General features: G+C 61.3%; 9 protein-coding genes. 8 read left to right on the plus strand and 1 reads right to left on the minus strand.

The window, feature by feature from the left end; genetic code table 11:
- Window positions 1-107: 107 nt before the first annotated feature.
- The gene (locus HYI44_RS15740; RefSeq protein ID WP_225569825.1) at window positions 108-5,009 is read right to left on the minus strand and encodes an NAD-glutamate dehydrogenase; all 4,902 of its coding nucleotides are present in this window, start codon (window positions 5,007-5,009) and stop codon (window positions 108-110) included.
- Window positions 5,010-5,513: 504 nt separating this feature from the next.
- Here HYI44_RS15740 and HYI44_RS15745 point away from each other — a divergent pair.
- From HYI44_RS15745 to HYI44_RS15780, 8 genes are all read left to right on the plus strand, one after another.
- Window positions 5,514-5,870: a hypothetical protein gene (locus tag HYI44_RS15745; protein ID WP_225569826.1), complete on the plus strand. Its 357-nt coding sequence runs from the start codon at window positions 5,514-5,516 to the stop codon at window positions 5,868-5,870.
- Between the two features lie 326 nt (window positions 5,871-6,196).
- Complete coding sequence (locus tag HYI44_RS15750; RefSeq protein ID WP_225569827.1) at window positions 6,197-7,897, plus strand: ATP-binding cassette domain-containing protein; 1,701 nt, start codon at window positions 6,197-6,199, stop codon at window positions 7,895-7,897.
- 154 nt (window positions 7,898-8,051) lie between these two features.
- Window positions 8,052-9,011 carry an AAA family ATPase gene (locus HYI44_RS15755; protein WP_122839725.1) on the plus strand — a complete coding sequence of 320 codons (960 nt, stop codon included), beginning with the start codon at window positions 8,052-8,054 and terminating at the stop codon, window positions 9,009-9,011.
- A gap of 5 nt (window positions 9,012-9,016) precedes the next feature.
- Window positions 9,017-9,961: a DUF58 domain-containing protein gene (locus HYI44_RS15760; RefSeq protein ID WP_122839724.1), complete on the plus strand. Its 945-nt coding sequence runs from the start codon at window positions 9,017-9,019 to the stop codon at window positions 9,959-9,961.
- The gene (locus HYI44_RS15765) at window positions 9,958-10,452 is read left to right on the plus strand and encodes a DUF4381 domain-containing protein (protein WP_122839723.1); all 495 of its coding nucleotides are present in this window, start codon (window positions 9,958-9,960) and stop codon (window positions 10,450-10,452) included. The genes HYI44_RS15760 and HYI44_RS15765 overlap by 4 nt, the downstream gene beginning before the upstream one ends.
- A complete protein-coding gene (locus HYI44_RS15770; protein ID WP_225569828.1) occupies window positions 10,445-11,524 on the plus strand; it encodes a vWA domain-containing protein in 1,080 nt (359 codons plus the stop codon). Before HYI44_RS15765 ends, HYI44_RS15770 begins: the two co-directional genes overlap by 8 nt.
- Window positions 11,521-13,263, plus strand: a complete 1,743-nt coding sequence (locus HYI44_RS15775; RefSeq protein ID WP_225569829.1) for a tetratricopeptide repeat protein — start codon at window positions 11,521-11,523, stop codon at window positions 13,261-13,263. The genes HYI44_RS15770 and HYI44_RS15775 overlap by 4 nt, the downstream gene beginning before the upstream one ends.
- On the plus strand, window positions 13,260-14,900 hold the full coding sequence (locus HYI44_RS15780; RefSeq protein WP_225569830.1) for a BatD family protein: 1,641 nt from the start codon (window positions 13,260-13,262) through the stop codon (window positions 14,898-14,900). The genes HYI44_RS15775 and HYI44_RS15780 overlap by 4 nt, the downstream gene beginning before the upstream one ends.
- Window positions 14,901-15,026 lie beyond the last annotated feature (126 nt).

Genomic DNA, 15,026 nt, shown 5'->3' on the forward strand with positions numbered 1-15,026 from the left:
CACAAAACTCTGTGGGAGCGGGCTTGCCCGCGAAGGGGCCCTTGCAGATACACCCCAACAAAAAAAACCCGCATCTCTCAATGCGGGTTTTTTCATTCAGCGACTGATTAAGCCGCCGGTTCCAGCTCTGCGCTGACCGTTGCAGGAGCAGGCACTACGGCTTGCCCACTCAAGGCCAGGTCCAGCAACTCCCGGTTGGCTACGGCGTACATGGCGTAGTCCGTGCCACTGGCGGCGCGGATTTCCACCAGCATTGCGCGCCAGCGTTCGATCATGCTCGCGTGCTCTGCCATCCACAGTGCCAGGCGTGTTTCCACGTCCTGGGAACCGTCGCCCTGTTGCAGGACCGAGATGGTGATCGCACGTTGTTGCCAGTCGACGTCGTCGCGGAACGCTTCACGGGCCAGGGCCTGCCAGTTGTTTTCAACCGGCAAGGCACTGATCTGCTGCAGGTACCAGGTGATGTCCAGCGCGCTGCCCACGGCGAAGTAGGCCTTGGCCACGTCCGCAGCATTCTGGCCGGTCACGTCGGAGGCCTCGATGATCGGCAGCAACGTGTACAGGTGCGAAGTACCAGCCACCATGCGTGCGAGCAGTTCCGGCACACCGGCTTCGACATACGCCTCGTAGCGCGCCTGCCAGTTCTCGTGGATCTCGCCACTGAGCAGTTCGTCGAGCTTGAGACCCAGCTCCTTGAGGTGCGGACCGAAGTGGGCGACGTCACGGGCAGCATTCTGCTCGTTGCGACGGGCACGCAGGAACCAGCGCGTAGCGCGGCGACCCAGGCGCATCAGCTCGTCCATCAGCTCCAGCTGCACGTCTGCCGACACCTGGTAGTCCAGGGCTTCGATCTGACGGAACCAGTGCGGGAGGTGGAAAATGTCGCGCACGATCACATAGGCGCCGGCCACGTTCGCCGGGCTCATGCCGGTCGACTCTTTGAGTCGTTGAACGAAGGTGATGCCCATGTGGTTGACCAGGTCATTGGCGATCTGGGTGCTGACGATTTCGCGCTTCAGACGGTGACGGCGCATGGCCGCAGAGAACTTGCTCACCAGGCTTGGCGGGAAAGCGGTTTCCATGTCGCGGGTCAGGTAGTCGTCGTCCGGCACCAGGGAGCCCAGCAACTGCTCCTTGAGGTCGATCTTGCTGTAGGAGATCAGCACCGACAGCTCGGCACGCGTCAGGCCATGGCCCTCGGCGATGCGTTCGTTGATCGCTTCCTCGGACGGCAGGAACTCGATGGCGCGGTCCAGCTTGCCGCGGCTTTCCAGGTCGTTCATCAGGCGCTTGTATTCGGCAATCCGCGGCAAGGCACGGCGAGCTGCCAGGGACAGCGCCTGCGTCTGCTTGTAGTTGTTGCCGAGCACCAGGTTGCCCACTTCGTCGGTCATGCTCGCCAGCAACAGGTTGCGTTGCTTGTCGGTCATGTCGCCGGCCTGAACCACTTCGTTCAGCAGGATCTTGATGTTCACTTCGTGGTCGGAGCAGTCCACGCCACCGGCGTTGTCGATGAAGTCGGTGTTGGAACCGCCACCATTGAGGCCGAATTCCACGCGACCGAGTTGGGTCATGCCCAGGTTACCGCCCTCGCCCACGACCTTGCAGCGCAGCTCGTTGCCGTTCACGCGCAGTGCATCGTTAGCCTTGTCGCCAACGTCGGCGTGGCTTTCGCTGCTGGCCTTGACGTAGGTGCCGATGCCGCCGTTCCACAACAGGTCCACCGGCGCCTTGAGCAAGGCGTTCAGCAGTTCGGTCGGGGTCAGCTTCTCTGCCTTGATGTCGAAGCGCTCTTTCATCTGCGGGGAAATCGCGATGCTTTTGGCGCTACGGGAGAAGATCCCGCCACCCTCGGACATGATGCTGGTGTCGTAGTCCGACCAGGCCGAACGCGGCAGGTCGAACAGGCGCTGACGCTCAGCGAAGCTGTTGGCCGGCTGCGGGTTCGGGTCGATGAAGATGTGCAGGTGGTTGAACGCTGCGACCAGTTGCAGCTTGTCGGACATCAGCAAGCCGTTACCGAACACGTCGCCGGCCATGTCGCCGACGCCCACCACGGTGATGCTGTCTTCCTGGACGTTGATGCCGCGCTCGCGGAAATGGCGTTGTACGCCAACCCACGCGCCTTTGGCGGTGATGCCCATTTTCTTGTGGTCGTAACCGGCGGAACCACCGGACGCGAACGCGTCACCGAGCCAGAAACCATAGTCGATGGCAATGCCGTTGGCGATGTCGGAGAAGGTTGCAGTGCCCTTGTCCGCAGCCACCACCAGGTACGGGTCATCGTCATCATGGCGCACGACGTTGACCGGCGGTACCAGCGCACCGTCTTTGAGGTTGTCGGTGATGTCCAGCAGGCCGGAAATGAAGATGCGATAGCAGGCGATGCCCTCTGCCGCGATCTCGTCACGGCTGCCGCCCAATGGCAGGCGCCGTGGCAGGAAGCCACCCTTCGCACCCACCGGCACGATGACCGAGTTCTTCACTTGCTGGGCTTTCACCAGGCCCAGGACTTCGGTACGGAAGTCTTCTTCACGATCAGACCAGCGCAGACCGCCACGAGCGACATTACCGAAGCGCAGGTGCACGCCTTCGACACGAGGCGAGTAGACGAAGATTTCGAACTTCGGTACTGGCTTTGGCAGCTCGGGAATCTGGTGCGGGTTGAACTTGAAGCTGAAGTACGACTTGTTATGGCCGTTGGCATCAGTCTGGTAGAAGTTGGTGCGCAGCGTGGCCTTGATCAGGTCCAGGTAGCGACGCAGGATGCGGTCTTCGTTCAACACCTGGACGTCGTCCAGTGCGGTGACGATGGCTTGCTCCAGACGTTGCTGCTTGTCTTCCAGATCGTCGCTGGTGAGCTTGCGCGCCAGGTAGAAACGGGTCTTGAACAACCGGGTCAGCTCACGAGCGATGTCGGTGTGGTTGTTCAGGGTGCTGGCGATGTAGCCCAGGTCGAAGCCCAGACGGATCTGCTTCATGTAGCGTGCGTAGGCACGCAGCAGCGCCACGTCGCGCCATGGCAGGCCGGCGGTCAGTACCAGGCGGTTGAACGCATCGTTCTCGGCATCGCCACGCACGATGTGGACGAACGCGTCCTGCAAGGTGTCGTTGAGTTGCTGGATATCGAGGTCCAGGCCTTCGGCGGCGGTGAAGGCGAAATCGTGAATCCAGAACTCGCGGCCATTGTTGTGGCGCAGGCGGTACGGGAATTCACCGAGCACACGCAGCCCGAGGTTTTCCAGGATCGGCAACACGTCGGACAGGGCCAGCGGGGTATCGGCGTGATACAGCTTGCAGTGCAGCTCGCGCTTGCCGGAGACCTGGCCCAGCGGCTGGTAGAAGCTCATCACCAGCGGATTTTTTTCGCTCAGGCTCAACAGGTGCTGCATGTCGACCACAGCCGAATGCGCCGCGAAACGCTCGCGATAGCCGGCCGGGAAGCCTTTGGGGAAGTCTGCCAGCACGTTGGTGCCACTGGCTTCGCCGAAGCTCTCAACGGTGAGGCTGGCGTAGTCGTCCTGCCAGCTGCGGCAGGCCTGCACCACTTCTTTTTCCAGCAGGACCGGGTCGATGTCCAGGCGGTTCTTTGGATCAACCCGCAGAATCAGTTGCACACGGGCCAGCACGGACTCGGAGAAGAAGGTCCAGAACTCGCAGTCCGAGGCCTTCAGGCGATCCATCAGCACTTGCTGGATCTTCTGGCGCACTTCGGTGGAGTAGATGTCGCGCGGCACATAGGCCAGGCAGTAGCAGAAACGACCGTACGGGTCTTTGCGCAGGAACACGCGGATCTTGTTGCGTTCCTGGATCTGCACGATCGACATCACGGTGGCGAACAGCTCGTCGACCGGGGTCTGGAACAGGTCGTCACGTGGCAGTACTTCGACCACCTGCGCCAGTTCCTTGCCCAGGTGAGCCTTGGCCTGGAAGCCGGAGCGGCGTTCGATTTCCTCGACCTTGCGGCGGATGTACGGAATGACCCGCACGCTCTCGCCATACACCGAAGAGGTGTACAGGCCCATGAAACGGCATTCCTTGATGACCTTGCCGTCGGCATCGATCTCACGGATCGACACGTAGTCAGGGTAAGCCGGACGGTGCACACGGCTTGGGTGCGCGGCCTTGGCGAACGACAGCAGGGTCGGTTCACGCAGGTACTTCACGGCATAGTCTTCGATGCGCAGGTCGTCGTAGGTCAGGCCGGTACGCAGCAACTTGGTCAGGCCAAGGAAAGAATCCTGGTCGTAGACGATGTGGCCGCCATCGGCTTCATCGCTTACCACGAATTCTTCGTAGCCGAGGAAGGTGAAGTGGTTGCCCACCAGCCATTCCAGGAAGCTTTTGATTTCGTTCTTTTCTTCAGCGTCGACAGCAAACCGGCTGTTATCGAGGCCGGTCAGGATTTCCTGGACCTTGGCTTTCATCGGCTCGAAATCGGCGACCGCCACGCGGACCTCACCGAGCACCTGCTCCAGCTCTTTGCTCAATACGTTCAGTTCGGCCGCGTTGGCGCAGCGGTCGATTTCCAGGTACATCAGGGATTCTTGCAGGATCCCCTCGCCCTGGGTGCCTTTTGGCAGGATTTCCAGCAACTCGCCCTTGCTGCCGCGACGCACGCTCAGCACAGTGGTTTGCAGGGTATGAATGCTGTAGCCGCGACGGTTCAGCTCGGTACGCACCGAGTCCACCAGGAACGGCAGGTCGTGGTGCAGCACTTCGACCGCAGTATGGGTCGACTGCCAGCCGTGGCGTTCGTAATCAGGGTTGTAGACGCGCACTTGCGGCTGCGCGTGATCGAAGCGCTCAAGCAGGCGCCACGCAGATAGGGTGCACCCGGCGAGGTCGGACAACCGACGTTGAGTCAGCTCGTCGAGGGAAATGATGCCGAAAAATTGTTCAGCAAACAGCGCCACTTGTGGCAGTGCCTGTTCACTGATGTGCTGCGCCAGTGCCGCTTGCAGTTGGTGCTGGAAGTCGGCTTTGCTGGCTGCGGTGAAGAACGCCATCTGTGGTACTCCGCTTGGGCTTGTTATTGATGGAAGCGTCGCGTGCAAAACCCCTCGCGGGGCGATCCGTCACCCTGTTCCTGATTCTCGGGCAGAGGAAACAGGGTCACAGGTGGGTGAAGCTGGACGAGACACTCGGGTCACATTCACCTTCCATGAATGGGCATCTGCAAAAACCACTGCGCGATGGATTGCGCACTGTCTTTACGGGTATCCATTCGATGCGCAGCTTAACGAGTGCGACAATGTGCCTGCTTGCGGTGCTGCGACATATTCGGTCATCCGCACGCAGGTTGTAGCCTGCGCATCGAACAACACTAGCAGTCGCGGGGCAAAAAGGCCGGCTTGAGCCCTGTTTTGCGGCGCATTCGTGCTGGAAGTGACCAGTAACGCCTCGGATGTTCACGACACATCCTCTGACACTCAGGCGAGCAGAAATTCCCGGCGGCTGGCAGAATCGTCCTTTCTTCACCTCCACAACGCTCCTCGAGCCAGGATTTACCCATGCAAATGACCACCGCCCTGTTGATCGTCAACCCATGCGATGACGAAGAGGACAACATGGCCATGCTCGCCTGCCACAGCGAGCAGGGCGAGATGTTCCTGATGACCCGCTACCCGGACGAAGACGCGCTGGACATCACCCTGGACGGTGAACCTTCGACCCTGGAAGGCGTAAAAGTGACCCTGAGCCCTACCCGCCTGCTGATCGAAATCGCTCCAGGGGATGTCGATGCGCTGAATGGGGATGATTGCCTGGAGATCATTCACAACACTGAGGCGGGTGATCTGCCGGAGGTGGAGGAGACTTTGCAGAATATTCTCAAAGGGACCGGGACTTATATCAGCCAGATTGGCTGACAGACCGTATTCGCGGGCAATAATGATGAATGAGCAAGCTTGCTCGCGAAAAGCCCGAGAACGCCGCGAGGGGTCGGGCTTACGCATTAAATAATAGAACATTTCAACCAATCAACTGCCCACCGAAGATTCATCCTACAAAACAACAAGAAAAAACCTACAACTAAAAATCATGCTCCACCACCCTATATCATTGAACAACAGAAAAACCTCTGATGTTAATAATCACTTGGGAAAAACTTCGCAAGTGAGTCGCACACTGACGAGCACCTTCAACTGTATTCTACAAGCACCTAAATACGCAGCCCTTAAAAAACAGGCACCTCATGCAAACTCTTATCAGAACAACTTGCCAGAAGCATGCAGGGCTGCTGACCTCAACCATCACCACAATCATCGCGCTAAAGCTTATAGCTCTAGCGCCACCTTTGTTGCTTGGAAAAATTGTCGACGCGCTACACACTGACAATCACGCAGACCTCAATATACTTCTGCTGCTAACCGCCGGCTATACACTGGCGGGATGCCTTCAAGCGATTATAAACCCTCTACAAATATTCTTTTTATCCAAACTTGTGCAGCAAGTGACAATGAACGCCTCCATCGACTGGACTGCAAAATTAATGCGTAAAGAGTTCCTCCAGTTCAGCTCGTGGCGCATCGGGCAATTCATAAAATCAGTAGAGCGGGGAATTACAGCGCACGAGCAATTATTAACGTTTTTCGTTACCACTGGACTTCCGCTGTGCCTGGAATTCCTTATCGTAGGCGGTGCATTTTATTATATGGGTGGCGCTAAAGTATTCTTGGCGATGACCGGCCTTGGCATCGTTTACCTGTTCGTCACCCATCGAATCATCCGCTGGCGCAGAAAGCACATTGATGCCGTCAATGAGCAAGAGGATGAAGTCAGCGCACTTCTGTACAACACCTTGAGCTCCGGCAAATGTATCAAACTGGAAGGTGCTGAATTCTGCGCAACTGAACGACTGAACCGCGCCTTCAATAACTACGCCAAAGCGGCGGTCACCGTAGCAAGCTCAGATGGTTTCCTCACTGGGGCAAAAGTACTGTTTGTCAGTCTTTCAACGGGAGGCCTTCTCGGATGGGGCGTCTTCGATCAGTTGTCGGGAGAGCCAGGCATCAGCGTTGGGCAACTGGTCGCCATATTCTCAATTGCAGGTAGCTTTTTACTTAATATCACCGCGCTGAGCGAAGGCTATCGGGTGCTGGATCAGTTTCTCGCGGACCAGCGTCGCCTCCAGCAGTTACTGGCATTGCCAGACTTTGACGACGACAGTCGCCGCGCCGAAAAAACCTCCGGTGAGCAATCTAAATTGGTGCTCGCACCCTGCGTGATCACCGACGGCGGCAGCGTCCGGTTGAGGATCGAGGAAGCTTTTATTTTCACACAAGGCCAGTCCGTCGCCATCACGGGCCCCAGCGGCGCGGGTAAATCGACGTTTCTGGAAGCGCTGGTCGGTCTGAATGTGTCGGCAAGAAATTCGCTGAGCCTGGACGGCGCGTGCGTTTCCAGGTTGAACGCCCAGGCACACTTGCAACTCCTGAGGTATTGCCCTCAATCACCGCAGTTCCTGGAGGGTTCCTTTGACAGATCAGTGCTATTTGGAATCGCCCCCTCTCCAGCGTTGAATCAGGCAATACAGCGACTCGACCTTGAAGATATCGTTTCCCAGCGCCACCTCACTGAAAACGCCTCCAATGTTTCTGGCGGCGAAGCTAAACGCCTGTCTCTGCTCCGGCTGATCAACCGGCCAGGGCGTTTTAATCTGTTCGACGAGCCCAGTGCGTCGATCGAGCCGAAACTGGCCGGCCCGGTGTGGGATTTGCTTTTCGACACCTTCGCCGGGCGGGGATTGATTTGTGTGACACACGATGTCGGCCACTTGCACCGTTTTGATCGCGTGATCGTCATGCACAACGGAGCAGTCGTTGAAGATGGGCCATGGTGTGAGTTAGTCAACCGGGGGACGGTGACATCCTTGTTGAGCGACCTTCAGCCATAGAAAAGACACGCTGCGCATGAGCAACCGCCATTCAATTCCCCCATTTCACGCAAAAAGCCGTTAGTCGCCACCCCCCACCATGCATTAAAGTAACGCCCCCAGCCCTCGGCGTTATCGCAACGTCTGCGGTCACCCTTTCCAGGAACAGTCATCGATGGAACATCGTGAAGCGCTGCTCGCGCTGCGAACCTTTCTTTCAACGCAGATTCTCGGCCAGGAAAAACTCATCGAGCGCTTGCTCATCGCCTTGCTCGCCGACGGCCATATGCTGGTCGAGGGCGCTCCCGGGCTGGCTAAAACCAAGGCCATCAAGGAGCTCGCCGAGGGCATCGAAGCGCAGTTCCATCGAATCCAGTTCACCCCCGACCTGTTGCCCGCCGACATCACCGGCACGGAAATCTATCGGCCGGAAACCGGCAGCTTTGTGTTCCAGCAAGGGCCGATCTTCCATAACCTGGTGCTGGCTGACGAGATCAACCGCGCTCCGGCCAAGGTGCAGTCGGCGTTGCTGGAGGCCATGGCGGAGCGCCAGGTCAGCGTTGGGCGCAGTACTTATGACCTGTCGCCGCTGTTCCTGGTGATGGCGACGCAAAACCCCATCGAACAGGAAGGCACCTATCCCCTGCCCGAGGCCCAGCTTGACCGCTTCCTGATGCACGTGAAGATCGGCTTTCCGGATGCTGCGGTCGAGCGCCGGATCCTGCAGCAGGCCCGCGGCGAAGCACTTAACGGTGAAACCAAACCCGAGCGCCGCGTCAGCCAGCAGGCGATCTTCGCCGCGCGCAAGGAAATCCTCGGGCTGTACATGGCTGACGCCGTGGAGGAGTACCTGGTGCAACTGGTCATGGCCACCCGCACCCCGGGCAAGTTCGATCCGGAGATGGCCGAGTGGATCGCTTATGGTGCAAGCCCGCGGGGCTCGATCGCCCTGGACCGATGCGCCAGGGCCCATGCCTGGCTCGCGGGTCGAGACTTTGTCAGCCCGGAAGACATCCAGGCGGTGTTGTTCGACGTGTTGCGTCACCGCATCATTCTGTCCTTCGAAGCCGAAGCCGCAGGCATCGACCAGGACCGGGTGGTCCAGCGGATTCTCGACGTCGTAGCCGTCGCTTGACCTCGATGAACAGTCTCCCGCTGCCCGAGCCGGGCATTCGTGTCAGCCTCGCCGAGTTGATCGAAATGCGCCATCGCGTACGCGAAGTGCAGTTGTTTTCCACGCCGAGCCAGCGCAGCCCGTTGATTGGCCTGCATCACTCCAAGCTCCGCGGCCGGGGCGTGGATTTCGATCAGGTACGGGTCTACCAGGCCGGCGACGATGTGCGTACCATCGATTGGCGCGTCACCGCGCGCACCCAGGAACCCCACACCAAGTTGTTCCATGAAGAGCGCGAGCGGCCGATCTTTATCATGGTCGAACAGAGCCGCCGGCTGTTTTTCGGCTCCGGGCTGATGTTCAAGTCGGTGCTGGCTGCCCAGGCAGCGAGCCTGATCGGCTGGGCAGCGTTGGGCCATAACGACCGCGTGGGCGGCCTGGTGTTCGGCGACAATGAGCATTACGAGATCAAGCCGCGCCGCAGCAAACAGAGCCTGCTGCAACTGCTCAACCGCCTGGTGCGGGTCAACCAGTCCCTGCACACCGAGGGCGAGACCCATCGCGACGCCCTCAACCTGGCCCTGCGCCGCGCCCGGGAAGTGTTGCGTCCAGGCAGCCTGGTGATCGTGATCTGCGATGAGCGCGCCCTGACGGAAGGCTCCGAGCAACAGCTGAGCCTGTTATCCCGCCACTGCGACCTGCTGCTGCTGCCGGTGTCCGATCCCCTCGATCATGCTTTGCCCGCTGCGGGGCTGTTGCGCTTTGCCGAGCGCGGTGCGCAACTGGAACTCGACACCCTCAATTTCGAGCTGCGCCAGGCCTATCGCGCCCAGGCTGAAGCGCGCGTCGCCCGCTGGGAACTGCTGGCGCAGAAGTTGCGTGTGCTGCTGATGCCCCTGAGCACCCAAAGTGAAATGGTCGAGCAGCTGCGCGAGTACCTCAACCCGCAAAAACCGGGGAAAGGTCGATGAGCAGCCTCGATCAATTGCAACCGCTGATCACCCCCTCCCCGATCGGTTTCTGGCCACCCGCGCCCGGCTGGTGGCTGCTGCTGTTGCTGCTGCCACTGCTCGGCTTCGGCCTGTGGCAACTGCGCCGGCTGATTCCGGACAAGCGCCCGATCGTGCGCGCCGAGCAACCGCTGGACCCGGTACGGGTCGCCGCCCTGGCGGAACTGGCCATGATGCCCAAACCCTACGATGGCGCCCCGGCAGGCGCCTGGTTGCAGCAACTCAACGGGCTGCTCAAACGCCTGTGCCGAAACCACTACCCCTACAGCCAGAGCCACACGCTCAACGGACGCAAATGGCTGGCGTTCCTCGATAACCGCTGCCCGGCTGCCGGTCTGACGCGCTGGATGGTGCTGGTCGAAGGTGCCTACAAGCCCGAGTGCAAACTCGATGACAAGGCCATCGCCGGCCTGACCCAGGCCATCGACACCTGGATTCGCAAACATGTTTGAGTTCGCCTGGCCGTGGATCTTCGCCCTGCTGCCGCTGCCCTGGTTGATGCGGGTGCTGCTGCCCGTGGCCGACAGTGGCGAGCCCGCACTGAAAGTCAGCTTTCTCAATGATCTTGAAGGCCTGGCTCGACGTCGTGCCCGCGCCAATCTCCCGGCCTGGCGCCAGCAGGCACCGTACATTTTGCTGTGGCTGTTGTTACTGATGGCTGCTGCACGCCCGCAATGGCTCGGCGAGCCGCTGCCCATCGCCGCCAGTGGCCGCGACCTGCTGGTGGCCGTGGACGTCTCCGGCTCCATGGATTTCCCCGACATGCGCTGGCAGGACGAAGACGTCAGCCGTCTGAATCTGGTCCAGCACCTGCTGGGGGATTTCCTCGAGGGTCGCGAGGGCGATCGGGTCGGCCTGATCCTTTTCGGCAGCCAGGCCTACCTGCAAGCCCCGCTGACCTTTGACCGGCGCACCGTACGGGTATGGCTCGACGAGGCGCGCATCGGCATCGCCGGCAAAAACACCGCCATCGGCGATGCCATTGGCCTGACCCTGAAACGCCTGCGATTGCGCCCGACCCACAGCCGCGTGCTGATCCTGGTCACGGACGGCGCCAACAATGGTGGCGAGATCGATCCGCTGACGGCCGCGCGCCTGGCTGCCAATGAGGGCGTGAAGATCTACCCGATCGGCATCGGCGCCGATCCCGAGGAAAGTGGCACTGCAGGTTTTCTCGGCGTCAACCCGAGCCTGGACCTGGACGAGCCATCGCTCAAGGCGATCGCCGAAGTCACCGGCGGCCGCTACTTCCGCGCACGCGATGGCAAGGAACTGGAGTCGATCAAGGACACACTCGATCAACTGGAGCCGGTGACTCAGCAGCCGACCCAGGCGCGCCCGGCCCAATCGCTTTACCACTGGCCGCTGGCACTGGCACTGGTGTTGAGCATGTTGCTGGTGGCCCGCGAACGCTGGCCAAACAACCTGCTGCAACGCCTGTTCACCAAGGAACTGTTCTTGCAATCGCAACTGCCCGACTGGCGCAGACGACTTGAGCGCCTGCGCCTGCGGAGACGCCGATGAGCGCGCTCTGGCCCTTCTGGTTCCGTCCTGCCTGGCTTCTGGTATTACCGCTGCTGGCCTGGTTGCTGTGGCAGCTGTGGCACCGGCAAAAACGTGCGGGTCGCTGGCAGATGATCTTGCCGCCGGCCTTCCATGCGGCGCTGCTCAGTGGCGGCAGTGGACGCGATAGCAAGCTGCCTTGGGTGGCCCTCGGCCTGGCCTGGACGCTGGGGCTTGTGGCCCTGCTTGGCCCGGGTTGGGAGCGCGTCGAACAAACCAGCCAGAAACCTGCCGACCCACTGGTGGTGGTGCTGGAGCTGACCCCGGAAATGCTCGCCACCGATGTGCCGCCAAACCGCCTGGAGCAAGCGCGACGCAAGCTGTTCGACCTGCTGCAGCATCGCAGCGATGCGCAAACGGCAATCGTTGTCTATGCCGGCAGCGCCCATACACTGGTGCCCCTGACCGACGACCTGGCCACCAGCCGCAATCTTCTGGACGCACTCAAGCCATCGCTGATGCCGCAACCGGGCCATCGCGCTGACCTGGCAGTGATCAAGGCACTTGCGCTGCTCAAGCAGGCGTCGCTTGGCGACGGACGCATCCTGCTGATTGGCTCAACCCTCACCGAGCAGGAGCGCCAGGGCATTCGCCAGGCGTTGGGGGGCCAATCCACGCAATTGCTGATGCTCGGTGTTGGCACCGCCGAGGGCGCGCCGATCACCCAGGAGGATGGCAGCTTCCTCAAGGACGACCAGGGCGCGATCCTGGTGCCTCGCCTCGATGAACCCGGCCTCAAAGCGTTCGCCAACGCCCTGGACGGCCGCTACCGCCACGCTCGCCTGGAGGACACCGACCTGCGTGCCCTCGGACTGTTTGACGGGCCACGGGCAATGCGCAACGACGGCCAGACGCTGCGCCTCGACACCTGGGCGGATCAGGGTTACTGGCTGTTGTTGCCGCTGCTGTTGCTGGCGGCCTGCGCCGGTCGACGTGGCTGGCTGTTCTGCCTGCCGCTGCTGTTGCTGATGCCCCAGAAAAGTGATGCCTTCGAGTTCGAAGACCTGTGGTTGCGCCCCGACCAGCAAGGGCTGCACCTGCTCAAGCAGAAACGCCCGGCCGAGGCCGCCCAGCACTTCCAGGATCCACAGTGGCAAGGTGTCGCGCTTTATGAAGCAGGCGACTACAGTGGCGCCGCCCAGCGGTTTGCCCGGGGCGACGACGCGCATGCCCACTACAATCGTGGCAATGCCCTGGCTCGCAGCGGTGAACTCGAAGCGGCGCTGGACGCCTACGACCAGGCACTGGAACGCCAGCCGGATCTGCGTCCGGCGCTGACCAACAAGGCGCTGGTGGAAGACCTGCTCAAACACAAGACCACCCCACCGGCGGTCGAGCCGCAGCAGGAACCCGACGAGCCGTCACCGGCTTCCGAGCCCGAGCCGGCCCCTGGCGCCGCGACCCAGCCTGCCAGCGAAGGCGAGTCCGCCAGCGATGCACCGCAGGCCAGCACGGAGCCCGGCGAAGATGAGCCGACCACCCCGCCAAAACCCGGGGCCAATGAAGTGCCCGGCAGCGAGCTGGGCGATGAACAGCACACCACGCCGCCGCAGCGTCCGGCCGACGAGGCGATTGACGGCGAGCAGCGCCAGGCCCTGGAGCAATGGCTACGCAAGATCCCGGATGACCCGGGAGAGTTGCTCAGACGCAAATTCTGGTACGAACAGCAACAACATCAGGATCAGGGAACCACTCGATGAACCGCTTCACCGCCTCCTTACTCGCACTGCTGTGCTGCACCGTTCAAGCCCAGGCGGCGGGCCTGGTCGCCAGCGTCGATCGCGGCCGCCTGAACTCCGGCGAGACCGTGGAGCTGACCCTGGAATCGGACGATGTGACCCAATTCGGCAAACCGGACCTGGCACCACTGGAGCCCTTCTTCGAAGTACGCGGTACCCGCCAGGTCAACGAGCTCAATACCCTCAACGGTGATAACCAGGCCACCACCCGCTGGATCGTCACCCTGCTGCCCCGGCAGAACGGCAGCGTGGTCATTCCCTCGTTGCAGCTGGGCGATGCGCACAGCGAGCCACTTACCGTGCAAGTGGTCGAGAGCGAAACCCAGGACGGCGCGAAAAAGCTGCAGCCGGTATTCCTCGAAGTCAGCCTGGATCAGCCCAGCGTGTACGTGCAGGCCCAGGCGATCCTGACCTTGCGCATTTATCACTCGGTGTCGCTGTACGACGACAGCAGCCTGACGCCCTTGCAAATCCCCGATGCGCGCATTGAGCAATTGGGCGAGTCGCGGACCTACGAGAAAGTCATCAACGAAGTGCGCCACGGCGTGATCGAGATGCGCTATGCCATCTACCCGCAGCACAGCGGCGAATTGACCATTCCGGCGCAGGTCTTCAGCGCCACCCTGGTCGATACGCAACCGGCCCAGGACGACGACGCCCAGGCGCCGAAATCCGGAAAACTGATGCGCGTTGGCTCCCCGGCCATTCTGCTCGACGTCAAGGCCAAGCCCGCCACCTGGCCGGCCGACGTACCCTGGCTGCCAGCGCGCAGTATCAGCCTGAGCGAAAGCTGGAACCCACCTGCAGACCAGGCTCAAGTGGGCAACTCACTGACCCGCAGCCTGACCCTGAAGGCCGAGGGCCTGGCCAGTTCGCAGCTGCCACCGTTGCCGGCCACCGAGATCAATGGGCTACGCCGCTATCCCGATCAACCGGTACTGGCCAACCACAACGGTGAACGCGGCCTGGTCGGCAGCCGCGAGGAACGCGAGGCCCTGGTACCGACCCGCAGCGGTGCGATCGAGTTGCCTGTCGTCGAGGTGGTCTGGTGGAACACCTTCGAAGATCACCTGGAGCACACCAGCCTGGCCGCACAAACCCTGCAGGTGGCCAACAACCCCAGCCTGGTGGTGGACACCCCCGCGAGCACCCCGCAAGCCATGAGCAGCGCCGACAGCGAAACCCTGTGGTGGTGGAAACTCAGCACATTGCTTCTGGCCTGCACCACATTGCTGGGGTTCGGCCTGTGGTGGCGTGCCCGCTGGCAACCGGCGATCCTGCGGGCTGCGCAGGCAGGCCCGAGCCCGCGTACCGTGCTCGACGAGCTCAAGCGCGCCTGCCAGGCCAACGATTCCCACGCCACCCGCCAGGCCCTGGATGCCTGGGCTCGACAACAACCGGAAACCCTGGCCGACATGGCCGCGCGCTTCGTCCCGCTGTCCGATGCCCTGGACGGCCTCAATGGCGCCCTGTACAGCGAAACCGGCCAGTATTGGCAAGGCGATGACCTGTGGCGGGCGATCAAGGCGATCCCGATTGCCGAGCGGGTCCAGGACCCGGTGGGCGACAGTGGCCTGCCGCCGTTGTATCCCAAATAAGGTCAGAAGATCGCAGCCCGCAGCAGCTCCTGCAGATGTACGCCGTCTCTTTGCAGGAGCTGCCGCAGGCTGCGATCTTTTCTGCCTTTGGCCATTCCTGACTTTTTGCCAGTAAACTCTCCCCCT

The organism is Pseudomonas sp. Y24-6 (assembly GCF_020295325.1).
GTDB classification, from domain to species: Bacteria; Pseudomonadota; Gammaproteobacteria; order Pseudomonadales; family Pseudomonadaceae; genus Aquipseudomonas; species Aquipseudomonas gregormendelii.